Source organism: Bradyrhizobium sp. S3.12.5, assembly GCF_040548225.1.
Taxonomy (GTDB): Bacteria; Pseudomonadota; Alphaproteobacteria; order Rhizobiales; family Xanthobacteraceae; genus Bradyrhizobium; species Bradyrhizobium cytisi.
Map to the genome: position 1 here is coordinate 142,249 of NZ_JBEPRF010000007.1, position 23,978 is coordinate 166,226.

Consider the following 23,978-nt stretch of genomic DNA (forward strand, 5'->3'; position numbering starts at 1 on the left):
CTCAGCCCCGCTTCACCCATGGCTCGGTCACGCGCACATACTTGATCGCGCGGCGATGGAAGGTGAAGGCCGTGTGGATCCTGCCGTCGGCGGTCTGCTTGACGGAGGGGTAGGACAGCTCGCGATTGGTCTGGTCGCGCGAATTGTTGGTCATGCAATAGCCGTCGCCGGTCTCGACGTTGCGCTTGGCCCACGAGCGTCCGCCGTCGGTCGAGATCGCCAGCGTCATCGGCGCCCGCGGCGCGCCCCAGAATGCGGTGCGTCCGTCCGACTTGCCGCCATCGCCGGCGAGCACGGGCGGAAGGTCGTCCTCGATCTCGTCATAGAGCGACAGGCGGCGCCCGCTCGCATCCTTGGCGCTGGAATCGTTGAAGACCAGCGCGAGATGACCGTTGCCGAGCCGCGTGACCTGGATCGAGGAGTTGTTGTTGGGCAGCGCAGTCGCAACCGGCGCCGACCAGCTGCGGCCGTGATCGGTCGAGCGGCTCTGATAGATGTTGTCGGCCCAGCGGCTGCGATAGACCGCGATCAGCGAGCCGTCGTCGAGGCGCTCGATGCACATATGCACGCAGCCGCGGCTGCCGGGGACGTCGATGTCGCGCCAGGTTGCGCCAGCATCGGACGAGATCTTTACCGCGCTGGTGTCCTCGTCGCCGTTCCATTTCTTGCCCGGCGTGCTGTGGCAATAGAACACCGGCAACAGCCAGTCGCCATTGTCGAGCACGACGATCGGCTGCCGGATGAAGGTGCCGCGGCCGCGATGCTCCGGAAACAGCGTCTCGATCGGGCCCCAGCTCTTGCCATGGTCGCGCGAGAGGCGGCGGCGGATCAGCGCGGTGTCCTGGTTGCCCGCCAGCTGCGCCGTCCACATCAGCCACAGCGTGCCGTCGGGGGCCGGGAACAGCACCGGGTTCTGCTCCGAGCGGCCGGAATCGTCGGACAGCTTTTCGGCCGCCGACCATTGCGTCGCGCCGCGCGGAAGCCGCGAGAAATACACCGAGATATCCGACATGCCCTCCTGCGTGCCGCCGAACCAGACGCAGGCGAGATCGCCATTGGCGAGCGGCATCAGGTTGGCGGCGTGGTTTTGCACGCAAGGCGAGGGAATGAACGCGTCGAACCGGTCGGGATCGCCGGCCACTGGGCGAACGGTGCCGTCGGCGGTGATCTCGATGTCGGCGATCGCGACCTCGGCACCGATGCTCATGTCGAAGTCCTTTCCACGAAAGCATTGGGTTGCGCCGCCTGTGGCGCGGCGGCGGGCGCCTGGCCCATCACCATGCGCTCGATCGCCATCACCACCAGCGGCGACGCGGCGGCGATGTACATGTTGTCGATGCCGAAGGGGTTACCGAGCAGGTACCAGAACGTGGTCGCGACGGCAGCGCCGATCAGGCCGGCGGTGGCGCCGCGGTTGCTGGCGAACAGCGGCAGATAGAAGCCCATCATCGCCACCATCGTCACCGACAGGCGCAGCGCGCGCGTGAAGAACGACAGCTTCAGGATCTCCGGAATGAAGAACACGAAGATGAGCGGCACGATCGCGATCACGATCGAGAACACGCGGGTCATCTTCAGCTCGCGCTCCGGCGTCGGCTTCCAGTACGGCACGTAGAAATCGCGCACCACCAGCGAGGCGATCGCGAGCGCCACCGTGCAGACGCTGACGAAGATCGAGGCGACCAGCGAGGTCGTCACGAAGGCGGAGGCCAGCGGCGGCATCTTCTCCAGAAACACCGGCAGCGCGTAGAGGCTGTTCATGTCGGGGTAGAGATATTTTGCGGAAACCCCGATCAGCGCGAGCAGGAAGCCGAGCGGAAGGCAGAACGCTGCGGCATAGTACGTCGCCTTGCGGGCCTCGGCGGCGCTTGGCGTCGAGGAGATCGCCTGGACGATGAATTGCGTCGAGAAGATCGCGCCGACGGTGCCGAAGGTCCAGGCGAAGATCGTCGTGAAGCCGATCTTGCCGTCCCAGCTGAAATAATAGGCCGGCAGCTTGGCCTGGATTGGCGCGATGCCGCCGGTCAGCGACATCGCAACCGAGACGATGATGATGATGCCGACCACCTTGAAGGCGCTGTGCAGGATGGTCACCCAGGCGACGCCTTTCAGCCCGCCGAACACATAGTAGAAGGTCGAAACCGCAGCGATGATGCACATCGCAACGGGGAGGCTGACATGCAGCGCGGTGGCGATCGCGGCTGCGCCGCTGACATAGTTGCCGACATTCACCAGCAGCAGCGCATAGATCATGATCACGGAGACGGTGAGCATGGTCGACTTGCCGTATTTCTGCGCGATCGCGGCCGAGATGGTGTATTCGCCGGAATTGTACAGCTTCTTCACCATCAACAGGCCGAACAGCAGGAAGCCGAGCGAGGCGCCGAGCACGGCCCACCCCGCAGCCATGCCGGACTGGAACGCTTCCTGCGCCGTGCCGACGGTCGATTTGGCGCCGACGAATTCGGACATCATCAGCACGCCGACGACGACGGCCGGCATCGCGCGGGACGCGGTCATGAACTGATCGCTGGTCCGGCTGCGCAGCTTCAGCGTGAGCCAGGAGGTGAAGGCGATATAGGCGACGATCATCGTGACGACGAGCGTGCTTTCGCCGGAGAGGAGGGCTTGCATCGGTGACGTTTCCTCTGGTGGTGCGGGACGCGGTGTTGTGAGCCCGCTTTTGCCCGACGGCAGAATGTTCGGAATGCGAACAAATGTTCTTGTAATCCATTAAAGCTGCCCGGGCGCGGTGCGTCAAGCGCACGCGTCAAGGCGCCGGGGACATCCGGGTTCCAGCGAGCAGGGTGGCAGCCGTGACGCGGCCCTTCGGGTCGCATCATCGCGCGCAGGAGCATCTACTCGGCGCTGCGCTTCCAGGCGCCTGTGCCCAGCTTGCCTGTGATGACAGCCAGCGCATTGCGGATCTCGTAGGCGCCGCCGTCGCTGTAGCCCGACAGGCCTCTGAGGGCGTGCAGCGTCCAGTGGCCGTTCGCGGCCGTGATCGTGCCTTCGTGCGGACGAGCCGAGCGCTGCGGCTCGGCGTGGAATCTGTAGGTGCCGTCGCCCATGATCTGCCAGATCCAGCGCGACTGCCCGCGGCCGCTCGGCACCATGATCTCCCAGGTGCCGACCAGCGCGGGATCGATCGTTGGCGAGGTCGGCGTGTGCTGTGGAGCAGGCAAGGCGACGGCCGGAAGCGGGTTCGGCGCTCCATCGGCACCGGCCGTTGGCCGGCCGGCAAGGTAGATCGCCTGGCGCGACAGCGAACCGTAGACGAACGGCTGCTGCGCGTTGCGGGTCGCCTCCATCACGTCGTCGCGGACGTTGCGGAACATGAACGTCACCTCGACACCGGGCAGCTCGATGTTGCGCAGGAGCGCCGCTGCAAACGGGCTGTTGCGCGCGTCGCCATCAAGCGCCGTGGTGCCGTCGCGTGCGGCATAGGCGACGAGAACGTTACCGACGGGCTCGATGCGGCCGAGCCCGCTCATGGTGGCCGCCCGCGTGGCAATCGAGCGATTCATCCGGGCGGCAAACGGATTGTTGCGGCAGGCGTCGAGGATGACGAGGCCAAGGCTCGTGGTGTTCGACACCTGCAACATCACGCTTTGCAGGTTGATGGCTTCATTCGCCGCGTCGGTGTCGCGCTTCAGTTCTGCGTCAACAGGGATCAGCCAGTTCTCGCCATTGATCTCCATGCCATGGCCGGCGAAATACACAGCCGCCATGTCGGCGCCGGCGGCGTCACGCCCTAATGCGATCAGGCCGCGGCGCATCTCGTCGAAGCCGGCGTTCGCAGCCAGGGAGACGGTGAAGCCAAGCCGCTTCAGCGCCGCGGCGATGTCGCTCGCGTCGTTCGGCGGATTGAGCAGCGCGGGCACGTTGCTGTAGGCACCGTTGCCGATGACCAGCGCGACCCGCCTGCCTTCTGCTGCCGCCGCCGGCGACGCCACGCCCGCAAACGCGGTTGCCGCCGTCAACCTTGACACGAATTCGCGCCGGTTCATCCGGATCTCGCTGGTTCGAAGGAGCTTTGATCCTAGCGCAACCGATCCGGGGGAGCCACGGGGCCCGCCTCAGTTCGCCGACAGCGCTGTCCTGGCGACTTCGGCCATCCAGGTCGATGCCACCGGGAGGATCGCGTCGTTGAAATCGTAGCGCGGGCCGTGCAGCTCGGCGCCGTCGCGCAAGGGTCCGTTGCCGATCCAGACAAACGCGCCGGGGCGCTGCTGGAGATAGAAGGCAAAATCCTCGCCGGCCATGCTGGGCGCAAGATCGCGCCGCATCGGCGCCTGCACCTTGTCCGCGGCCATGCGCGCGAAGCCGGCCTCTTCCGGCGTGTTGATCGTCACGCCGACGCCCATGACGATGTCGGGCGTGACCTTGACGTCAAGGCTCGTGGCGATGCCGGCGCAGATGTCTGCGATGCGACCGAGAAGGATGTCCTTCACGTCATTGCGGTGATGCCGCAGCGTGCCGCGGATCACGACCTTGCCCGCGATTTGATTGGGCGCGGTGCCGCCCTCGATCGTGCACAGCGAGAGCACGGCGGTGTCGAGCGGATCGACGCTGCGCGACACGATCGATTGCAGCGCCACGATCAGATGGCCGGCTGCCATCACGGGATCGCGGGTCAGATGCGGCATGCCGGCGTGTCCCGCATGGCCCTCGATGGTGATGGTGACGCGTCCGCCGGAGGCCATGACCACGCCGTCATGGACCGCGATGGTGCCGGCCGCGAGGCCCGGCCAGTTGTGGAAGCCGAACACGCGGTCCATCGGGAATCGCTCGAACAGCCCGGCCGCGACCATCGCGCGCGAGCCGCCAAAACCTTCCTCGGCCGGCTGAAAGATGAAGTCGACGGTGCCGCTCCAGCTTGTGTCTGCGGCGAGCAGCGCAGCGGCACCGAGCAGCGAGGCGGTGTGTCCGTCATGCCCGCAGGCATGCATCACGCCGGGCGTTTTTGAGGCGTAGGCAAGCCCGGTATCCTCGGTGATCGGCAGCGCGTCCATGTCAGCGCGCAGGCCGACGCGCCCTTGCGCCGACCCGCGCGTCAGCGTCGCGACCACGCCGTGACCGCCGATGCCGGCCTCGAAGGCAATCCCGAGCTCGGTGAGTTTTTCCTGCACGAAGGCCGCGGTCGCCTTTTCCTGCAGGGACAGCTCGGGGTGGGCATGCAGATGCTGGCGCCACGCGGTCAGTTTTTGATGCAACTCGGGGGTCAAGGCGCGGCTCTCTCGAAGGGTGACGGCTGCCGGCACCTTAGCGGATTATCCGCGCGGTGCATCAAGCCCCTTGGAATGCCTCGCGTGCAGCAAAGTACGCCGCTCTATCGTCATGGCCGGGCTTGACCCGGCCATCCACGTCTTGCTTGCGGCACAAAGAACGTGGATGCCCGGGACAAGCCCGGGCATGACGACCTCATGGGCTACGCCGCCAGCTTCGCTAGCCCGTTCCAGTCAAAGCTGATGCCGTGGCCCGGGCGGGCCGGCGCGAGCGCCTTGCCGTCCTCCAGCACCAGCGGATGCTCGATATAAGTGTCCAGCCCGAAGCCATGGGCCTCCAGATAGGAGCGGTTCGGGCAGGCCGCGAGCAGATGCACGGTGATGTCGTGGGCGCCGTGGCTGGTGACGGGCAGGTTGAAGGCCTCCGCCAGCCGCGCGATCTTCATGAAGGTGCTGACGCCGCCGCAATTGGTGACGTCGGGCTCGGGATAGGACACCGCGCCTGATGTGATGTAGTTCTTGAACTCCCACAGCGAGCGTAGATTTTCACCCGCTGCGATCGGCACGCCACCGGCCTGCATGATGCGCGCGTGGCCCGCGACATCGTCGGGGATAACAGGCTCTTCCAGCCAAGTGAGGTCGTAGGGCACGAAGGCGCGGGCGGCGCGGATCGCCTCCTCGACCGTCCACTTCATGTTGGCATCCGCCATCAGCGGAAAGCCGTCGCCGAGATGCTGCCGCATCGCCGCGACGCGCGCGACATCGGATTTGAGATCGGGCCGGCCGACCTTCATCTTGATGGCGCGAAAGCCCTTTGCGAGATTGCCGTCGGTCTGCTTGAGCAGCGCCTCGACCGAAAGATCGAGATCGATGCCGCCCGCATAACACGGTACGTGCGCATCAAAACCGCCGAGCAACTGGTACAGCGGCAATCTGGCGCGCCGCGCCTTCAAATCCCACAGCGCGATGTCGAGCGCGGACAACGCCAGCACCGCAGGGCCACCGCGACCGCCATAATGCAGGCCCCACCAGACGTGATGCCAGACGGCTTCGGTGTCGTCGGCCTCGCGTCCTTCGACCAGCGGCGGGATCTCGCGCTTGAGGATATCGGCGGCAGCGCCGCCATTGCGCCCGACAGTATAGGTATAACCGACGCCCTCGGCGCCGTCGGCATCACGGACGCGGCAGGTAATCAGCTCGAACGCCGCGATCTCGCCATGGGTGGAGTCGGACAGCGTGACGGGGAGGGGGATCCGGTAGAGCCCGGTCTCGAGGGTCGCGATGCGTGGCATATGGCCTCCCGATTTTTGTTTTTTGGTTCGTACGAATCCATCACCGCATCGTCGCAAGCTGCACGGCGAGCGCGCAGGCGCGGTCGTATTCGTCGAGATTGATCCACTCGTCGATCGTATGGGCCTCGTTCTGGCCGGCGCCGAAGGTCACGGTGGGAACGCCGTGGCGGACCATCCAGTTGGCATCGAGACCGCCATTGGCGGTGCGGACGTTCGGGGTGCCGCCGACCGCGGACACCGCCTCGACCGCGCGCTTGATCACGGGCTGGCTGTCCTTCATGCGGAACGGATAATAGTCGGTCTCGGCCTTGAACTTGATCTTGCCGGACTTTCCTTGCGCATTCGTCACCTTCTTGGCCGCCTTCTCGAACGCGGCCTTGTAGGCCTTGGTGATCTCCTTGAAGAACTTTCCGTCATGGCTGCGGCTTTCGCCGCGCACATGGACGTAGTCGGTGACGACATTGGTGGCATCGCCCGCGGGGCGGCCCTCGCCGCCGGTGACGGGGCCGACATTGCTGGTGCCCTGCCGCTTGCCCTTCACCACCTTGCCGAACCAGCCGCCGGCCTTCACGTCGGCCAGCGCCAGCGCCATGATCATGGTCGAGGAGATGCCGCGCTCCGGCGCGACGCCGGCATGCGAGGCGCGGCCATGGATCTCGACGCTCCAGCGATCGGCACCGACGGCGCCGATGGTGACATTGGAGGCTGGGCCGCCGTCATAGTTGAAGGCCATCACCGGCGAGCCGAGCGCGTCGAGCTTGACGTGGCGCGCGCCGTAGAGCCCGCTCTCCTCGCGCACGCAGAACAGCAGCGTGATCGGCGGATGGTCGAGCTTCTGCTTCTCGAGCTCGGCCGCCAGCGTCACCAGCACGCCGCAGCCGCAGCGATTGTCGCCGCCCAGCGCGGTCCTGGCCTCGTTGACGATTCTGCGGCCGGATTTCCTCGGCCTGGCGCCGGCGCAGAGCGGCACGGTGTCCATGTGGGTCATGAACATGATGCGCGGCTGGTTGTGCAGGGCGCCGCGGCCGGGCAGGTCGACGATGAGGTTGCCGGTCTCGGTCGGCACGGGAATGCGGGTGTTGGCGTCGTCGAGCCGGATCGCCTTGGCCGGCACGCCGCTCTCCTTCAGCGCGGCGGTGAGCTCACGCCCGATCGCCGCCTCCTGTCCGGTGACGCCCTCGATCGCGAGGAAGCGCATGAGGCGGTCGGTGGCGGCTTTGGTGTCGACAGGCATGATCCATTTCCTTGATGCGCAGACTCGTAGGATGGGAAGAGCTCTTCGCGAAACCCATCATTTTCCGGCAAGAATGATGGGTTTCGCTTTCGCTCTGCCCATCCTACGAACGCGGCGAGGTACAAGTCAAAAAGATCATCACCCCCACGAGAAGCGCCGCCGCCATGAACAGCAGCACCGCCGGCAGCCCCGCAAACGCCGCGACTGCGCCGGTGGTCGACTGCATCAGGGCGGTACCGAGGAAGAAGGCGAGGTTCACCGCCGCCAGCGCCTTGCCCGCTACTTGCGCGTCGACCAGTTGCCGGCACATGCCGAACAGCAGCGGCTGGGCCGAGGTCGCAAGCCCGATCAGCACGAACAGCACGAGATCGTATTGCGGCGGCATGACCGCCACGCCGAACAGCCATGCAACCGCATAATGCGGCGCGCCGAGCGCCATCAGCACCACCAGCAGCGCCGCGACCGTGTGCGTGCCGGCGACGAGCTCCCGGCGGCGGCCGATCCTGCGGTCGATCATGCCCATGCACAGCGGGCCCACGATCATCGCCAGCGTGTAGGCGCCGAGCTGGTTGCCGGCCTCGACCCGCGTCAATCCCTTGACCTGCATCAGCCACGGCCCGCCCCACAATCCGCGCAGCACCAGCGAGGTTGCCAGCGACACCAGCGCCAGCGCGATCAGTCCGCGCAACGGCCGCGACAGGCCGAGCCTGAGCACCTCGATCATCTGCGAGAGCGGCGAAGCCTCGTCCTTGTGCTCGGCCGGCTGGTTCGGCACCAGCGCGAACACGGCGAGCGCGACCACGACGCCGCCGGCTGCTGCGATCCAGAAGCCGGCGCGCCAGCCGTAGTGATCGACCACGAAAGCGAGCGGGCTCGACGACAGCAGCATGCCGATATTGCCGATCGACAGGATCGCGCCCGACCACAGCCCGAACCGCGCCGCCGACAATTGCTTGGCCGCCAGCGTCATCGGGCACATCAGCATGCCCGAGGTCGCGATCCCCAGCATCAACTGCCCGAACGCAAAGCTCGAAGGCCCCGTCGCAAAGCCAGACGCGATCGCGCCGACCACGGTGCCCGCAAGCAGGCTCAGCGACACCGGCCGCACGCCAAACCGGTCCATCGCCGCGCCGACCGGGATCTGCGAGGCCGCAAAGGCGAAATGATAGACCGAGGTGAGGCTCGCCAGCGCCTGCGGCTGCACGTGGAAATCCGCCGCCATCAGATCGAGGCTGAGCGCCGGGATCGTGCGCAGCAAGGTCGACAGCATGTGCCCGCAGGCGAGCGCCACCAGCGCAAAGATCAGCGCGCGGGTGCTGTCACCCGCATCGTCAGTGGTGGCGGTGGTCATGAGCGTCCCGTCCCAGGAGTATTTTGGGTGGGGTACATGATTGGCGAAGGCGTGCCAATGGCGGCAGCTGCAGCCCCATCATTCCGGATTGTGCAGCGGAAATCTCAGACCTAAAGCGCAGGCTCGATGTCGCAACGAGCGAGATGCGCTCCCTCCCTCGCTTGCGGGCCCGCAAGCGGGAGAGGGAGCCTACTGCCGATGCCGCCGCATCGTGCACACCACATGCGATAGCGTTGCCCGCAAGCGGGAGAGGTGAACGAGCCCGCGGCCGGTTGATTCAGCCTAAAGCCATTCCGGGTTCGGCTGAGTTCGTGCGGCGGCGCAATATGTCGCGATGGGACAACAAGCCGACTCAGATGCCGACCGGTTCTCGGCTACGAGCAGCAGTCGTGTTCGAATTACCAGATAGTGTCGCGGGAATATTACCCCTCGGCTACGAATACGTACCTGTTGCCATCCTTGGCCAGCGTGCCGACGTTCGGCATCAACCAGTGAGTACCCGAAATAGCGAGCTTGTCGGCGACCGCGCGATCGAAGATCTTCCTTCGCGTTTCGACAGCCATTTGCGGATCCTGGTCGATAGCGAGCTGCCACTCGGGATTTGTTGAAATGTGTGGCGCAAGATTGACCACGTCAGCGCTGATCAGGAACTGTTCGCCGCCGGAGGTGACCAGATGCGCGACCATTCCCGGGCTATGGCCGGGCGCCTGAACGGCGTACACACCGGGCAGGAGTTCTGGTTCTCCCTCAAAGGTCCTGACGTTTTTCCAAGTCGCCACCGTGGCCTGAATTCGCTGGGCGAGGCCTTTGCGCGTCGGTCCGAGATCGATCGACTCGACCCCCGGGCGCGTCCACCATTTCAATTCCGCGGCGGGCACCACGATGTCGGCATCCGGGAAGACCTGCGCATCGCTCTCATTGTTCATGAGGCCATAAATGTGGTCGCCGTGGAGATGGGAGATGAGGATTGTCTTGACTGCCTTGGGGTCAAGGCCCGCCGCCGCCATGCTCTCGAATAACCGGCCGTTCCCCTCACCATAAATTGGATGACCGCCCGTACCCGAGTCGATCAGGACCACTTGATCGCGCAGCTTGAGCGCCATGACGATAAACCGCAGGGGCGCCTTATTGTCGGGAAAACCGGCACCACGCAACACGGTCTTGACCTGTTCGACGCTGACATTCCTGACCATGCCCTCCCGCAGCGGAACGTCACGCATGCCATCGATCAGAGAGAAGATTTCAATGTCGCCGATCTTGTATTTGCGGAAAGGTTGAGTGACGGACTGTTGAGCGTGAGCCGCGTCGACAAACGTGATCGGCTTGTCGAGTCCAAACGCGGCATAAGCACCGGCTGCGCCAAGTGTCAGGTCCCGACGCGAGATATCGGACATCGTTCGGGACTCCCCGCTGACTGAATGGATCGAGCATATCAATGGGGATGTGCACTGCACAAGGTCGGCTTTGGGTCATTTTCACAATGTCGTCGGGTGGCGACGCGCTACGACAGGCTTGCCGCCAACTATCTTGCCTTGGTTCAACTCGCGTCGATCAGGCTATGGCTGCGCCTTAATGAGTCCGCGTCCTTGTCAAATGACGGAACGGAAGATCAAATACAGGCAGCCGGCGATCAACATCGCCGCTGGCAAGGTGAGGATCCACGCCAGCACGATGTTCCTGATTGTCGCCGTTTGCAGCCCCGAGCCATTGGCTGCCATGGTGCCGGCGATGCCGCTCGACAGGATGTGTGTGGTGGACACCGGCAGGCCGTAGAACTCCGCGCCCAGAATCGTTCCCGCCGCCACCAGCTCGGCCGACGCGCCTTGCGCATAGGTCAGGTGCTGCTTGCCGATGCGCTCGCCGACCGTCACGACGATCCGTCGCCAGCCGACCATGGTGCCCAGCCCGAGCGCGATCGCGACCGAGACCTTGACCCAGTTCGGGATGAAGCGCGTTCCGGCCTCCAGGCTGGAGCGATAGTCCTTCAGGATCGCGGCGTCACCGGCGCTGAAATTCGCACCGGCCTCGGGCAGCAGGCGGATGGCGTCGGCGGCCAGATACATGTCGTTGCGCATGTTCGGCGTCGCCGCGGCCGGGATGCGGCTGATCGAGCCGTAGCTCTTCACGCCGTTGGCGACATCGTCCGAGAGAGCCGCCAATGCCGCATACACCTCCGCGCGGTTCAGATCGCGCCTCTTGAGCGTGTCGCCGATCAGGCCTCTGGCATCGTTGGGATTGGCCGGCTGTGCGCCTTCGGCATGGGCGGCGAAAACGCCCTTTGCCTTGCCGGTGATGTCGATGAATACAGGCGTGCTCGAGTCCGGCATGGTCCGGTTCAGCGCATAGGCCGTCGGTGCCACGCCGATCAGGATCAGCATGATCAGGCCCATGCCCTTCTGCCCGTCATTGCCGCCATGCGCAAACGACACGCCGGTGCAGGTCAGGATCAGGATGCCGCGGATCCACCACGGCGTCTTGCCTCTCGGCTCCTCGTACAGCTTACGCACGGGGACGATGACTTTCAGCAGGAGCAGCAGCAGAGCCGACAGCGCGAAGCCGACTGCCGGGCTGAACAGGAGAGCCTTGCCCACGCTGACGGCCTGAGACCAGTCGACGCCGGAAGTCGCCTGCGCGGCGGGCGCGACCAGTTCGTTGGCAAGGCCTACTCCCATGATCGAGCCGATCAGGCAATGCGAGGAGCTGTTCGGGATGCCCATCGACCACGTCGCCAGATTCCAGATCATCGCCGCGATCAACAACGCAAAGATCATGGCGTAACCGGCGGTGCTGCCGACATTAAGGATCAGGTCGACGGGCAGGAGCGTGATCACGCTGTAGGCCACCGCACCGGTGGAGACCAGCACGCCGAGGAAATTGAACGCGCCCGACCAGATCACCGCGGTCAGCGGTGGAAGGCTGTGCGTATAGATGACGGTCGCCACCGCATTCGCGGTGTCGTGGAATCCATTCACGAACTCAAACCCGAGCGCGATCATGAGGGCGACGCCGAGGAGGAGCAGAGCACCGAGCGCAAGCGGCTCGCCCACGTTATGCGTGTCGGTGAACACGCCATAGGCGGCGTAGCCGATCCCGCTGACCAGGAAGAGCAGGAAGGCCGCGACCACGCTCACATGTGGCTTGCGATCGAGGTCGGGTTTGGCGGCGGACTCGGAGCCCCGCGGTCGATCGTTCAGTGCAAGATCGGACATGTGGATTGCTCGTTGGTCGGTCGGTCAGCAATGATCCCTGTGAACCCGGACGTCGCGGCGTCCCGGCGCTGCTTTCAGATTTGTGACTCAGCCGTCGGGATCGACGCGCAGGCGCCGCAACCGATGAAGCTCCTTCGCGGCGTCCTTCCTCAGCCCGACCGCGGTCTCGTGTTCCTGGCCGACGATGAATCCCGATGCGAACGCCTGGGCGCGCCGGTTCGCAGGCGGCGCTGCCAACGCCGCTTCCATCGCCAATTCGCGGTGCGCCATGAAGTCATTGAGCGATCCGAGGGCAGACTGAATCCGCTTCAGCCGGTCGGAAAGATCCGCGAGCCGCTGCCGGGCGCGATTGCCGTAGAGGCTTCTGAAGAAGTCGACGGCATAGCGGATCTTCTTGATCCTGATCCTCAGCTTGTGGCGCTGCGTCGCGTCGAGATCGTTCAGGCGCATGCCCTGCTTTCGAGCCTTCCGGAGGCGCCGGTCGAGCGCTGCCGCGGCGTAGGCGGCGATCGACCGGTCATCATCGGCGCGAGACTGTCCAGTTTCGATCCACTCGATCACGTCGATCAGCAGGCGGCGGTAACGGGCCGACGTCACCGCATTGCGGGCACGTCCGAAGGCCGCCGCTCGTTGTCTGGAGAATTTCTCGCGGAGCGCGCGCGCGCCCCGCTTCGGAACGCCCTTTTCGGCGACCGGTTGAACGCTTTCCTTCAAGAACACGTCGATTTCACGTGCCGGTGCCAGTTCGTCAGTAAGCCACTTCAGTTCGGTCTTCACCCGTGCTGTGCTCGCCCGTGGCAGGATATCGTCGAACAACGAGATGGCCGCACGCAGCCGCCGCAGGCCGACGCGCATCTGATGCACTCCCTCGGAGTCCCGGTCGCGCACCGGATCGGCGTTGGCCGTGAAATGACGCAGCGTCGAAAGCGCGATAACCCGGAACGCATCGCGCGGCGAGAGTTCGGACTTCAGCTCGATCGGTTCGGCGCGTTGCGCCCCGCGGCCGCCGCCTGTGGCGTACTCGTAACCTCGTTCGCCTTTCGAACGGAGATCGAGCTCGGCGCCCGCTTTGCGCTCGACATTGCGTGCCAGCCGGAACAGGTCTGCGACGTCTCCGGACTTCAATTCCAGCTCGAGCTCGGCGATCGGCCGCGCCCGCGGTCCCGCGCCGATCCGGCCGCGGTCGACGGCGAGTTCGATCTGGCTGTTTCGGACCCGCCTGGTCTGCGTGGTGCGACGAACCTCGGTCCGGAAGACCGGCTTGAGCTTGCGGGAAAGTTTCTTGGTCGTGAGGTCCTCGAGCGGCGTCTTTCTCGCCTTCTCGAGCTCCGGTCTCGCGCCTGCGACCTCATTCTCCCATTCGCCGCGCGTAACGCTTCCCGCGTTGCCCGCTTTCACGGTCTGCACGTAGCGTCCGTCAACCTTGCGGACCCGGAGCGTGAGACCATGCCGCCTGAGCTTGTGCTTGCTCGTATCGTAGTAGGTCGACACGAGCGCCTGTTCTGCCCGTTCGCGCCCACGTCCGTTTGCGCCGGTCCGCAAGACGGATGACAAGCTTCGCGGTGCGACGCGGAATTTCAGTTCCGTTTCAGCATTCATCGTCAGAGCTTCCGTTGCCCGATTCAAAGTGGCGCAACTGCGGGAAGTTCCGGAGCTGCCGACATTTCAATCTGGATCTGCGGCGTCATGAAAGCTTCACGGAACCGGGCGGGAGAGCGGCCGGTTGGGGGCGGTAGGCGCGTGACCCGAAAGAGGCCCAAGCCGTCGCTTGCTTGCGCGCGCCGGGCGGTGATAGTTTTGAGGACAGCGCCGATTTGACACTCAGCTTGCGGGCGCTTCTCCAAATGCAGCTAAAGCGAAGCGTCACGTCTGCATCGTCCCGCACCGGAATGTCGTCGGCCGTCCTGAAGAGAGGAGGGGTCGATGAAATTTGCCGCGATCGCGGACATCCACGGAAATTGCCCGGCACTTGAGGCGGTGCTGGCGGACATCGCCGACCTCGGCATCAATGACGTCGTGAACCTCGGCGATCACGTCAGCGGCCCGCTCGAGGCGGCCCGGACTGCGGATCTGCTGATCGCGCGGGGCTTTCCATCGGTGCAGGGCGACCAGGACCGCATTCTCGTCGGCCTCTCGCGGGCCGGCCAATCGGCCCGCGGCGATTTCCGGCTGTTGGAGCGCAGGCACTTCGACTGGATGGCGAGCATGCCGCCGACGCTTGTCTATCGGGAGGACGTCTTCCTTTGTCATGCAGCCCCCAGGGACGATGCCGCGTTCTGGCTCGATTACGTCGCCGCCGATGGCAGCGTCCGCGCCAGCCCGATCGACATGATCGAGGCCGGCGCCGAAGGCATCGACGCGAAACTCATTCTCTGCGGACACACCCACATCCCGCGCGTGATCCGCCTGCGGGACGGGCGGATGATCGTCAATCCCGGCAGCGTCGGATTGCCCGGTTACGATGGACGGACGCCCGTTCCTTATGTGGTCGAGGTCGGCACCCCGCACGCCTGCTATGCCATTCTGGAGCGTGCCCGCGCAGGCTGGTCCGCGACGATCCGCTACGTGCCCTACGACAGCACGGCCATGGCTGAACTCGCTCGCAGCAGAGGCATGCCGATTTGGGCAAGCGCGATTGCAACGGGGTGGGTCGAACGGTGAGAGATAGTGAAGATGCGCCGGCCAAGCGGCTCGCCGCGTGAGGATAAGGCTTCGTTACGGCGACACACCTCTTTCTGTTGCGCCGCTTCCCTCTGGAGCGCCGTCCGTGCCCGGCATGGTCGGTTGGGTTCCATCCGAATAGAAGTTGCAGACTCGTTCCGGCCGGCAGGTTGTTGCTTCGGCTGCGCGCGGACTCAGTTTCTGTTCAATTCAAGCCTCGCAGAAGATTCCGCTCATCGACTACGGTGGCGCGACGGAGCTTTCGCCCATCGATCGCCTCGTTTGGTGCGACAGCACTAGCCTAATTGTCTTCGTCAGTTTCGTCCGCTCGCGCCGGAATCCATGCAGTCGGAATAAGGAAGTCCTCATCATCGCGCCAGTTGGTCACGCCGACTACTCCTTCCACGTCGCCCCACGCGTTCTTGTCCGCATGGTCCAGAACAATAATCTGGAGGCGCCCTTCGAATTTGCGATGGGCGCGCGCAAGACTGGAGAAGATTCGGTTGGTACTCTCGATGTCTGTTAGATGCCGACGGCGCTTGTGCCGCCGATCTTGCCCCGCCGGGCTGTCTCCGCTGACGAACTGGTCAAATGTATCGCTTGGAAAATAAACCTGACTCGGCTGATCAATAACTAAGAAGGAAGGTACTGGATTCGCGCCGCTACGCGCGAGAAATACGCCCTGAAGCGCGAGAAGAGCGGCCAAATGGTACGCCATCCAATTCTCTCCGCTACCGATCTCCCACAAATAATCCGGGCGAGTGGTGCCCTCCCGCTCGAATTTGATGTTAAGCTCGCGCTCATCAAGGATTGGTTTGCCTTCGGCACCAGCAACCCCCATCGCTTCAATGAACTTAGGGATGTAGTTTGATATCTGATTATGGACTCGTTCAGCTCGGCTTTGTCGATCAAGCTCGTTTGCTTGGGCATTGAGCCCAGCGATTTCTTTGCGCAGGGCCTCGGCTCGATCAGTGAGGCCCCCCTCGCTTTCAACCTCACCCAGCATCTTGAGTGCCTGCTCGGTCGAACCTATAAAACGATAGACGCTCTCCAAGCTTTGGCTGCGGCCTTGTTCTCTATCGACCTCAGTTTCAAATGCCTCCCGAGTCTGTCGCAACGACAATAAGTCTCGCTCATGTCTCAACAGTGTCTCTTGGGTCTCAATAATGTCTCGATCAACCATTGGCTTGGTTGATGCGGCACTCGCAGCGAGAGATGAAAGTTCGGCGATCGGCTCCTCTAGGTCGGCGAGCGCTTGCTTGGCAGCATCAGTATCGGATCCGCACAAGACACAAGCCTCTTCATGGGTTTGAGCTTTGAACCATCCAACGCCGATCACGCTCGTAGTTTGCTCTTGTAGGATTTCATTGTAGTCGAAGACAGATCTCGCCAAGCTCTTCAGCTTGCGGAGCCGCCGTCGATCAGTACCGATCCTGGTGTCTAGTTCCTCTTCGCGGCGCCGAATGTCCTCAAGTCGTTCAACAGCGGCGGTAACTCTTCCCGAGGCGGCTATCGTGCGACCGCCGGCGTCGACGACTCTCTGCAGGAGCCCAATTAAGACTTGTAGACTTTCTGGTGGCTCGCCAGCTGGAAGTAAACTGAGTTCTTGGGCCCGGTAGAAGGCGCCCCGTGCGTTTGCCTTCCAATTATCAATAGCGTCCCGTCGCGCCCTTAGCTCGGTTTCAATTTGACGAAGCTCGTCGCGAAGAAGGCGCAGGCGGTGGATGCGAACCAAGTCCTCGTTTGTTACGATGCCCATTGCCAAGGGCAGAACGTGCTGGAGTTTGGTGCGGTGAGATAACGAGTCTGCCTTGAAGAGGAGAGTATATGGGTTGGCAACAATATGTTGCGGCAGCAAATTGAACGATGCCATGTCGCGAAAGCTCGCGCGGCTCTGCTCTCCCTCTGGGACCATGCCGAGATTCGACAAGCCTGACATTGCATCAAACATCGCTTTCAAGCGTGCGACATTAGTCGTCATGGTCGGTCGTCGTGGGAGCGGGCTCTCGGTGTCTCCGCCCTGCTGCAACCAGATGTCTTCCGAGACTTGTCGTGCTGCGGGCTTTGGGCGGGCGATCCGCATCGGACCTGCGTCAGTTTCGATTTCCAACCCGTACCACGAGGCGAGGTCACGAATATAGCCCACCGGGATTGAGCAGGTTCCCGATCCAAGAACGTAGTTGATGATATCGACGATCGCGGATTTGCCCGTGCTGCTCCACCCTGTAACTATGGACACTTTCTCAATGTCGAACGGTACCCTTCTTGGGTCGTGGTTCGGATCTTCGGGCCATATAATGACGGCTCTGATGAATAATTTCATGGCCTAGAACTCGATGCCGAGCTGTCGTTGGATCACCTCGAATGGTTCCAGAGCAAACCACGCGCCCAGCCTTCTGGCTGCGGCAATCATGTCGCTTGAGCCGGAAGGGTTTCGCAGGGGGGGCGGCAAGTCTCCTCCCCCGAGTGCCCGGAAAGTAGGAAAACCTCCTCCGCCATCGCGTTGGAATATTCCGGCGGCTACACCCAATTGGAGCGCTTTTAGCGAAGCAACATACGCCTGCTCAATTCTAGACTGGAGGCCGCCGAGGAGGTCGGGTCTTTCTGCGATCATTTTGAGAAAACGACTGTCAAAATTCATGCGGTGAATTTTTTCTACGGTGTCCTGGTGAAAGAGCAGTCCTGCCCCAACTACAAATATTGGTAGTCCGGGGGACTTGCCCGCAGCAGTTTCTCCAAATCTCCGCGCCAGATGCCAGAAGCATCGGCTTAGCAAAGCGGGATTGCGAGCGAGAAGTTCTTCGTGATCATCTCTCACGCGCCTGGTCCCTCAAGAAGTCCGGATCCCACCAAACGTCGTTTTCTTCTGCGAGACGATGATAGTGTCCGGATGTCATATAGAGCTCGTCGCACGTATGACCATCAAGGGTCTCGCGGTGTTCATACGTGGTGTCGGCAAGCACCGCCTGGCCAATAGCCGCGTTCGTAGAACCGGCAAGTTCCCGTGTTTTGCGGCGCATAAGATTTCCCCACCGTTCCCGGAGCCGATTTGAACGATGGCGCCACTCAACAACTGGCACGTCGCCGGTGCGAACCAAGCGGTGTTTCTCGATGCTGAATTTGATGAAATGGTCGACAGCTAGAACCACATCTTCTTGATCGGCACTAATCCTTCCGAGATGTTCGACAAAATTGCGGCTGAGCGCGCCCTTGCGATCCTCATCGCTCACGGCAACTTCCGCGGATGGGCGAGGGAGAAATCGGGCCCTGGCTTGTCTCTCCTGCAGCGCGTAGCTCTGAGTGAGAACCTCCCTTCGTGTAATCAGGGCCAGTCGCCCCTCCGACCATTCGGTGCGAACCTTCGTCGTCAACCAGCCGAGTAGACCGTCCAAGATGTCGTCTGCATTAGCGCGGGGATTCAGACCAAGTCCATTCGCCAAGCTGGCTCGTTCGTCTATAGGATCTCTTGCCTCGACGATCTCAACTGTTTCGATCAGTGATGCGAGATCGTCGTCGCTGTTGGACAGCACATTGTCTATGACGGCTTGGATTTTTGATTTCCTGCGCGTTGCTCCAATTTCTCGCATGGCCTTCACGACCTCAGCAGATGTGGTCTGCTGCGTTGTTCGCCTCTTAAGCAGAAGCGCAATAGGGGAAGACACCCACCTGTTGACGAAGAACAGGCGCCGTTCGACGTATTGGCCGTCAGGGCTATTGCGATGACGCAGCCAAATCTCAAGAGTGCGCCAAAATGCTCGGCTGCGGTTCGCCAACAACTGGAAGCCAGCTCGAGATGAACTCTTATCTTGCTCCGTCAGGAAGATCTTGCCGTCCCGGCTGGCAACGACATCATCGATGTGCTCCACGGCGACAGCGACGTCGCCACTCGCCGCGTGAGCCAAATGGTGCAATGCGCGGTCGAGCTGCAGAATGTAGCCTGCAGCTTGCGCTGGTGCGGTATTATCGTAAGTCGAATCCAAGACCTTAGGGCTGCTTTAATTTCACCCGCAAAAACATATGCTTGTAGAAGTGGTTGTCGATACGGTCTGACTCAACCTCTGTCAATGGTAGCCGACTTATCGTAACTTAATCTGTCAGCGCAACTGTCCTAATTTAGAGCGGGAGCAAGCAGCGATCACACTAGAAGTGGGTCAATCGCCGGACGAGCTTTCGAGCTTCGCTTACCAGCATCTGGACCTCCCTGCGTTCTGCGATGGCATCCTTGGTGAAGAAGCCATGCTTGACGGCATTGCTGTTTCCAAATGGCGCCCCCGATCCCCAAGCGCCGCCGTGCATGCGGCAGCGCGCCTTGCCGCGCAGCGCCGGCGCGCGACAAGTTTCACCGTTGCGTGTTTGCGCGCCACAACGGAGGCTCGCTTGCATCGCGCCGGTGTTGCGGGCATGGCTCACGCGCTGACGGCCGCTGCGTCCGCCAGGCCTGGCTGCGCGGCGATCAGGCTCGCATGTTGCGTGAAATGGCCGACGACGGCCTTGCCGCCGTCCTGCACCGACAAATTCTGCACCGTGATCGCACACGCGCCGTTGCTGCGATGGCGGTTCAGGGCCTCCATCTGGGCTGCATAGGTGCGGGCCAGCCGGGTCAGTGCGCGCGTGAGGCTTTCCTGCTGTGGCACGTCGTCGGTGCAGGCGAGGCGGCAGGCGCAGCGCATCGACGCGACGTGAATGCTCACCATCTGCGCCGCCAGCATGGCCTCGAGCGAGTCCTTCGGCGCGATGCTCTTCAGCATCGAGACCATGAACGAGAGATTGCCCTGTTCCGGCTTGCGCGCAACCGCGCTGGCCTTCACCAGCTGGCCCAACAGGCCATGCAGCGCCTCGCGGTCGACGGCGCCAAGCGCCTCGGCCAGCAGCTTTTCGCCGGTGCCGGGGTCGGGATGATCGATCACGATGCGCCTGCGGCGGAGTTTGACTTTCGGGCTTGCGATGAACGGGGCGCTATCGGTTGGCGCGATGGGCATCGTCTCGGAAAGCGTCGGAAGTGTCGTCATGCGGTGGGTCCTTTGCCGGTGCAGGCGCGAGCGTTCGCGGGCCGCGCGAAGCCGATCGCGTGCCTGCTGTGCGGCGGTTGAGATTTTCGGATGTCGATGAGGAGCTTACGCGCGGCCAGGTATCGAGCGCGCCGATGATTGGGCGGGCTCGAGCACGGGCGATTGTCGCGATGATGCCATCGTGCACCTGTTTTGCCCGACGTGTCAAACGCAATTTCGGGATTACGTAAGTCGTCTCTCCGCAAGTCCTGGTTCTGACTGGCGCCGGCTACTGTGCATGGGGTTGTTTTCGCGAGTCTTGTCCGGGCTGCGGCAGATCAGCCGGCAATGAAGGCGAGCAGGGTGCCGTTGGCCTTGGCCGGGGGCACGACGACCGCGGCTCCGCTGCGGATGCCCGCCGAGCCCAGCGTTCTCTCGGTCGCTGCGAGATCGCCGCTGACGAGCACCAGCGCTGCGCCGCCGCGCTCGGAGAGGCCGGCGAGCGGTACGCCCGGATAGCGTTGGCCGAGCTGGTCGAGCGTCAGATAAACGAAGTCGGCGCGGTCGCCACCCGATGTCACCGTCACCGCGCCGTCGATCTCTATTTTCGGCTCGCGATCGATCAACCGCGCCAGATGGGCTGCTTCCTTCGCGGGCTCGGGCGTCGCGATCAGCACCTCGCTGATCCGCTTCGCTGCATTGGCGTGCGTCATCAGTTCGGGAATCCACACCGTCTCGCGGGTCTTGTGCTGGCAGGCGAAGATGCGCACGCCGCCGGGGGCTTCTGCCGTCGGCCACATGAAGGTACGGAATTTGGCGGCCGCGACGGTGCCATCAGGCAGCGTGACCGGCCGCTCGAAATCGGTCGGACCGATCGGTGTGAGGCCACGCGCGCGGATTTCTTCGGCGCCGGCCGCGGAATCGACCGCGGTGAAGGCGACGCGCTCGATGCCTTCACCGTGCCGCTCGACAAAGGCGCGCGCAGGCGCGTTGTGTTCGGTTGGCACCAGCACGCCGAGCAGCTCCATATAGTCCGGGTCGAACATGATGGTGTAGTTGCCGGTGCCCATGTGGGCGCTGTGGGTGCCGCGCGGCGACAGCGTGAAGCCGAGCTGCCTGTAATTTTCGGCGGCCTTGTCGAGGTCTTTCACCATGACCACAGCGTGGTCGATACCGATGATGTTCTTGAGAGCCACTGTGATTTCCCCGCAACGAATGCAAACCGACTTTGGACGGCGGCCCGTGGCCGCTGGTCCTGTCTACGCCGGATAGGCGATCAAGTCGATGCGAACGTCGACGGCGTCAGCGATCCTGCTCGCTGATATAGGCAGCGAGGATGGCGCGCTCCTCGCTGGTCATCTCGGTGATGTTGCCCGGCGGCATCGCATTGGACCAGGCCGCCACGCGCCCGATCAGGCGGATATTGCGATGGATGTGCTCGGGCGCGTCGAGCAAGACGCCCTTCGGCGCGGTGACTATGCCGGCCCAGACCGGTTCGGCCGCGTGGCACATGCTGCAGCGGGACATCACGATCTCCTCGACATTGGCGAGCGTCGGCTGTGCCGACAGCGCGCCCGTCTTCACCTCGCGCGGGCCGCCCGCAGACAGGAACAGGATCGCGATCGCGCCCGCTGCTGCGACGCCCCACACCCACCACGGCGATTTGCGCCCCGCGTGCCCCTCGTTGAAGAAGTGGCGGATCACCGGTCCCAGCGCCAGCACGATCGCAACGATGATCCAGTTGAAGCGCGTGGCATAGAGCAGGGGATAGTGGTTGCTGATCATCAGCACGACGACCGGCAGCGTCAGATAATTGTTGTGGACCGATCGCTCCTTGCTGGTCTTGCCGAGTTTCGGGTCGGGCGCCTGGCCCGCGATCAGGCTGGCGACGATCTTCTTCTGGTTCGGGATGATCACCGCAAACACGTTGGCGACCATGATGGTGCCGATGATCGCTGCGATCTGGTTGAAGGCGCCGCGCCCGCTCAGCACATGCGTGAAGGCGTAGGTCAGTGCGACCAGGAACAGATAGCCGCCGATGGCAAACGGGAGCTCGCGCTGTGCAAGCCCGGTGCGGCAGGCAGCCTCGTAAAGCAGCCACGCCAGCGCGAGACTACAGAAGCTGAACAGCCCTGCCTGGGTCGGCGTCAGGTCGAGAATCGACTTGTCGACCAGGAACAGATCGGCGTCGAGATAGTACACCACCACCATCAGCGCGAAGCCGGACAGCCAGGTGGTGTAGGCCTCCCATTTGAACCAGGTGAGCTCGTCCGGCATCTGGGTCGGCGCCACCAGATATTTCATGATCCGGTAGAAGCCGCCGCCATGGACCTGCCAGGCCTCGCCTTGCACGCCATCCGGCAGGTCGTTCCTCGGCTTGAGGCTGAGGTCGAGCGCGATGAAATAGAACGAGCTGCCGATCCAGGCGATCGCGGCCACCACGTGCAGCCAGCGCAGCAGCAGGCTCGCCCATTCCGATACGATCGATCCCCACATGATCACCCCATCAATCGCGACGTCGATGCCGCAGCTTTGATGACCGCAACCGGCGGCCGTGCCCTTACAATCTGTCGCACCGATCCGCGTTGTTTTCCAGTACGATGGGTCATACCAAATGCACATCGTGCGGGCATGAGCTGACGTGGGATTTGGCAGAAAAGTCCGGGAGGAAGGCGACGTGACAATTCGTGTTTCGCACGTGATGGTGCCCGCTTGGCTGTTGGTGGCCTGCGCCGGTGCACGAGCCGAGCCCGTGCTGCAAGGCAAGGATGCCTATGGCAGCTGGCAGGCCGACAAGCCCGGCACCGTCAGGCTGATCCGCCCCGACGACCTGCCAAAGCCCGGCGCATCGCCGTCGGTCTCCAATGCCACGCGCGTGACGTCGCGTGGCAGCGCCACGCCGTTGGTGCCCCAGGGATTCAGGATCGAGCTGTTGGCTGACGGTCTCTCCGATCCGCGCGTGCTGCGGGTAGCGCCGAATGGCGACATTTTCGTTGCGGAGACCGGCCCCGGGCGCATCCGCGTGCTGCGCCTTGGGGAGGGCGGCGCCAAGGCTGCGACCAACGAGGTCTTTGCCAGCGGGCTTAACCGTCCTTTCGGCATCGCCTTCTTCCCGAATGGCGACAATCCGCAATGGGTCTATGTCGCCAATGCCGGCAACGTCGTGCGCTTTCCCTATCACGCCGGTGACCTGAAGGCGTCGGGCAAGCCCGAAATCGTGGTGGCGAACCTGGCGCACGGGTCGGGGCATTCCACCCGCGACATCGTGTTCACGCCCGATGGCAAGCGCATGCTGGTGTCGGTCGGCTCTGCCAGCAATGACGCCGAAGGCATGGGGAGTCCGCCCGGCGGGCTCGAGGCCTGGTCACGGACGCAAGCCGTCGGCGCGTCCTGGGGCTATGAGGCCGAGCGCGCGGTGGTGCTCTCCTTCGACCCCGAAGGCAAGGACCGCAAGCTCTATGCCACTGGCATCCGCAACTGTGTCGGCCTCGCGATCCAGCCGCAGACCGGCCTGCCGTGGTGCTCGGCCAACGAGCGCGACGGCCTCGGCGACGATCTCGTGCCCGACTACGTGACCAGCGTGAAGGAAGGCGCGTTCTACGGCTGGCCATGGTTCTACATCGGCAACCATGAAGACCCGCGTCACGCCGGCGCGCGGCCGGACCTCAAGGACAAGGTGACGATCCCTGATGTGCTGGTGCAGGCGCATTCGGCCTCGCTCGGCATGACCTTCTACCAGGGCACGCAGTTTCCGTCCGAGTACCAGGGCGACGCCTTCGCCGCTGAGCACGGCTCCTGGAACCGCTCGAAGCGCACCGGCTACAAGGTGATCCGTATCAAGATGAAAGACGGCAAGCCGACCGGAGAGTACGAGGATTTCGTCACCGGCTTTGTCGTGAACGACGCGCAAGTGTGGGGACGGCCGGTCGGCATCGCGGTGGCGAAGGATGGCGCGCTGCTGGTCTCGGAAGATACGGGCGGCACGATCTGGCGGGTGACGCACTGATGTGGCTCT

At 63.5% G+C, this 23,978-nt stretch carries 19 protein-coding genes and 1 pseudogene; 3 read left to right on the plus strand and 17 right to left on the minus strand.

All coding sequences use genetic code 11. The features are described from left to right. Position 1: 1 nt before the first annotated feature. The 8 genes from ABIC09_RS12180 to ABIC09_RS12215 all read right to left on the minus strand — a co-directional run bounded on the left by ABIC09_RS12180 (position 2) and on the right by ABIC09_RS12215 (position 10,499). Entirely contained in the window at positions 2 to 1,207 is a 1,206-nt protein-coding gene (locus ABIC09_RS12180; protein WP_354109395.1) for a sialidase family protein, read from the minus strand. Beyond that, entirely contained in the window at positions 1,204 to 2,634 is a 1,431-nt protein-coding gene (locus tag ABIC09_RS12185; RefSeq protein WP_354109396.1) for a sodium:solute symporter family protein, read from the minus strand. Before ABIC09_RS12185 ends, ABIC09_RS12180 begins: the two co-directional genes overlap by 4 nt. Positions 2,635 to 2,858: 224 nt before the next feature. After that, positions 2,859 to 4,010, minus strand: a complete 1,152-nt coding sequence (locus tag ABIC09_RS12190; protein WP_354035912.1) for a caspase family protein — start codon at positions 4,008 to 4,010, stop codon at positions 2,859 to 2,861. A gap of 69 nt (positions 4,011 to 4,079) precedes the next feature. After that, the gene (locus tag ABIC09_RS12195) at positions 4,080 to 5,228 is read right to left on the minus strand and encodes an amidohydrolase (RefSeq protein ID WP_354109397.1); all 1,149 of its coding nucleotides are present in this window, start codon (positions 5,226 to 5,228) and stop codon (positions 4,080 to 4,082) included. A gap of 203 nt (positions 5,229 to 5,431) precedes the next feature. Then, the gene (locus ABIC09_RS12200; RefSeq protein WP_354109398.1) at positions 5,432 to 6,520 is read right to left on the minus strand and encodes a mandelate racemase/muconate lactonizing enzyme family protein; all 1,089 of its coding nucleotides are present in this window, start codon (positions 6,518 to 6,520) and stop codon (positions 5,432 to 5,434) included. A 40-nt stretch (positions 6,521 to 6,560) separates the two neighbouring features. Continuing rightward, a complete protein-coding gene (locus ABIC09_RS12205; protein WP_354109399.1) occupies positions 6,561 to 7,754 on the minus strand; it encodes a M20/M25/M40 family metallo-hydrolase in 1,194 nt (397 codons plus the stop codon). A gap of 103 nt (positions 7,755 to 7,857) precedes the next feature. After that, complete coding sequence (locus tag ABIC09_RS12210; protein ID WP_354109400.1) at positions 7,858 to 9,105, minus strand: MFS transporter; 1,248 nt, start codon at positions 9,103 to 9,105, stop codon at positions 7,858 to 7,860. 422 nt (positions 9,106 to 9,527) lie between these two features. Beyond that, a complete protein-coding gene (locus tag ABIC09_RS12215; protein ID WP_354109401.1) occupies positions 9,528 to 10,499 on the minus strand; it encodes an MBL fold metallo-hydrolase in 972 nt (323 codons plus the stop codon). 87 nt (positions 10,500 to 10,586) lie between these two features. Between ABIC09_RS12215 and ABIC09_RS12220 the strand changes: the two are divergent. Beyond that, a pseudogene (locus ABIC09_RS12220) lies at positions 10,587 to 10,691 on the plus strand (IS5/IS1182 family transposase); the annotation flags it as partial. Positions 10,692 to 10,694: 3 nt separating this feature from the next. On the opposite strand, the gene ABIC09_RS12225 reads toward ABIC09_RS12220, so the two are convergent. Next, complete coding sequence (locus ABIC09_RS12225; protein ID WP_354109402.1) at positions 10,695 to 12,314, minus strand: inorganic phosphate transporter; 1,620 nt, start codon at positions 12,312 to 12,314, stop codon at positions 10,695 to 10,697. A gap of 87 nt (positions 12,315 to 12,401) precedes the next feature. Then, positions 12,402 to 13,913, minus strand: a complete 1,512-nt coding sequence (locus tag ABIC09_RS12230) for a CYTH and CHAD domain-containing protein (RefSeq protein ID WP_354109403.1) — start codon at positions 13,911 to 13,913, stop codon at positions 12,402 to 12,404. A 324-nt stretch (positions 13,914 to 14,237) separates the two neighbouring features. On the opposite strand from ABIC09_RS12230, the gene ABIC09_RS12235 reads away from it, so the two are divergent. Beyond that, entirely contained in the window at positions 14,238 to 14,975 is a 738-nt protein-coding gene (locus ABIC09_RS12235) for a metallophosphoesterase family protein (protein WP_354109404.1), read from the plus strand. Positions 14,976 to 15,276: 301 nt separating this feature from the next. Here the strand turns inward: ABIC09_RS12235 and ABIC09_RS12240 are convergent, their stop codons facing one another. The 7 genes from ABIC09_RS12240 to ABIC09_RS12270 all read right to left on the minus strand — a co-directional run bounded on the left by ABIC09_RS12240 (position 15,277) and on the right by ABIC09_RS12270 (position 22,459). Further along, positions 15,277 to 17,298, minus strand: a complete 2,022-nt coding sequence (locus tag ABIC09_RS12240; RefSeq protein ID WP_354109405.1) for a DUF3732 domain-containing protein — start codon at positions 17,296 to 17,298, stop codon at positions 15,277 to 15,279. Between the two features lie 3 nt (positions 17,299 to 17,301). Next, a complete protein-coding gene (locus tag ABIC09_RS12245) occupies positions 17,302 to 17,793 on the minus strand; it encodes a three component ABC system middle component (protein ID WP_354109406.1) in 492 nt (163 codons plus the stop codon). After that, entirely contained in the window at positions 17,783 to 18,955 is a 1,173-nt protein-coding gene (locus ABIC09_RS12250; protein ID WP_354109407.1) for an ABC-three component system protein, read from the minus strand. The genes ABIC09_RS12245 and ABIC09_RS12250 overlap by 11 nt, the downstream gene beginning before the upstream one ends. Positions 18,956 to 19,115: 160 nt before the next feature. Next, positions 19,116 to 19,385, minus strand: coding sequence for an HGGxSTG domain-containing protein (locus ABIC09_RS12255; protein WP_354109408.1), 270 nt, complete (start codon positions 19,383 to 19,385; stop codon positions 19,116 to 19,118). Next, positions 19,382 to 19,984: a hypothetical protein gene (locus ABIC09_RS12260; protein ID WP_354109409.1), complete on the minus strand. Its 603-nt coding sequence runs from the start codon at positions 19,982 to 19,984 to the stop codon at positions 19,382 to 19,384. The genes ABIC09_RS12255 and ABIC09_RS12260 overlap by 4 nt, the downstream gene beginning before the upstream one ends. A 317-nt stretch (positions 19,985 to 20,301) precedes the next feature. Beyond that, a complete protein-coding gene (locus tag ABIC09_RS12265) occupies positions 20,302 to 21,159 on the minus strand; it encodes a VOC family protein (RefSeq protein ID WP_354109410.1) in 858 nt (285 codons plus the stop codon). Positions 21,160 to 21,265: 106 nt separating this feature from the next. Continuing rightward, positions 21,266 to 22,459 (minus strand): urate hydroxylase PuuD, encoded by a 1,194-nt coding sequence (locus ABIC09_RS12270; RefSeq protein WP_354109411.1) that lies wholly within the window; start codon positions 22,457 to 22,459, stop codon positions 21,266 to 21,268. Positions 22,460 to 22,664: 205 nt separating this feature from the next. On the opposite strand from ABIC09_RS12270, the gene ABIC09_RS12275 reads away from it, so the two are divergent. Then, positions 22,665 to 23,969 carry a PQQ-dependent sugar dehydrogenase gene (locus ABIC09_RS12275; protein ID WP_354109497.1) on the plus strand — a complete coding sequence of 435 codons (1,305 nt, stop codon included), beginning with the start codon at positions 22,665 to 22,667 and terminating at the stop codon, positions 23,967 to 23,969. Positions 23,970 to 23,978: the final 9 nt, after the last annotated feature.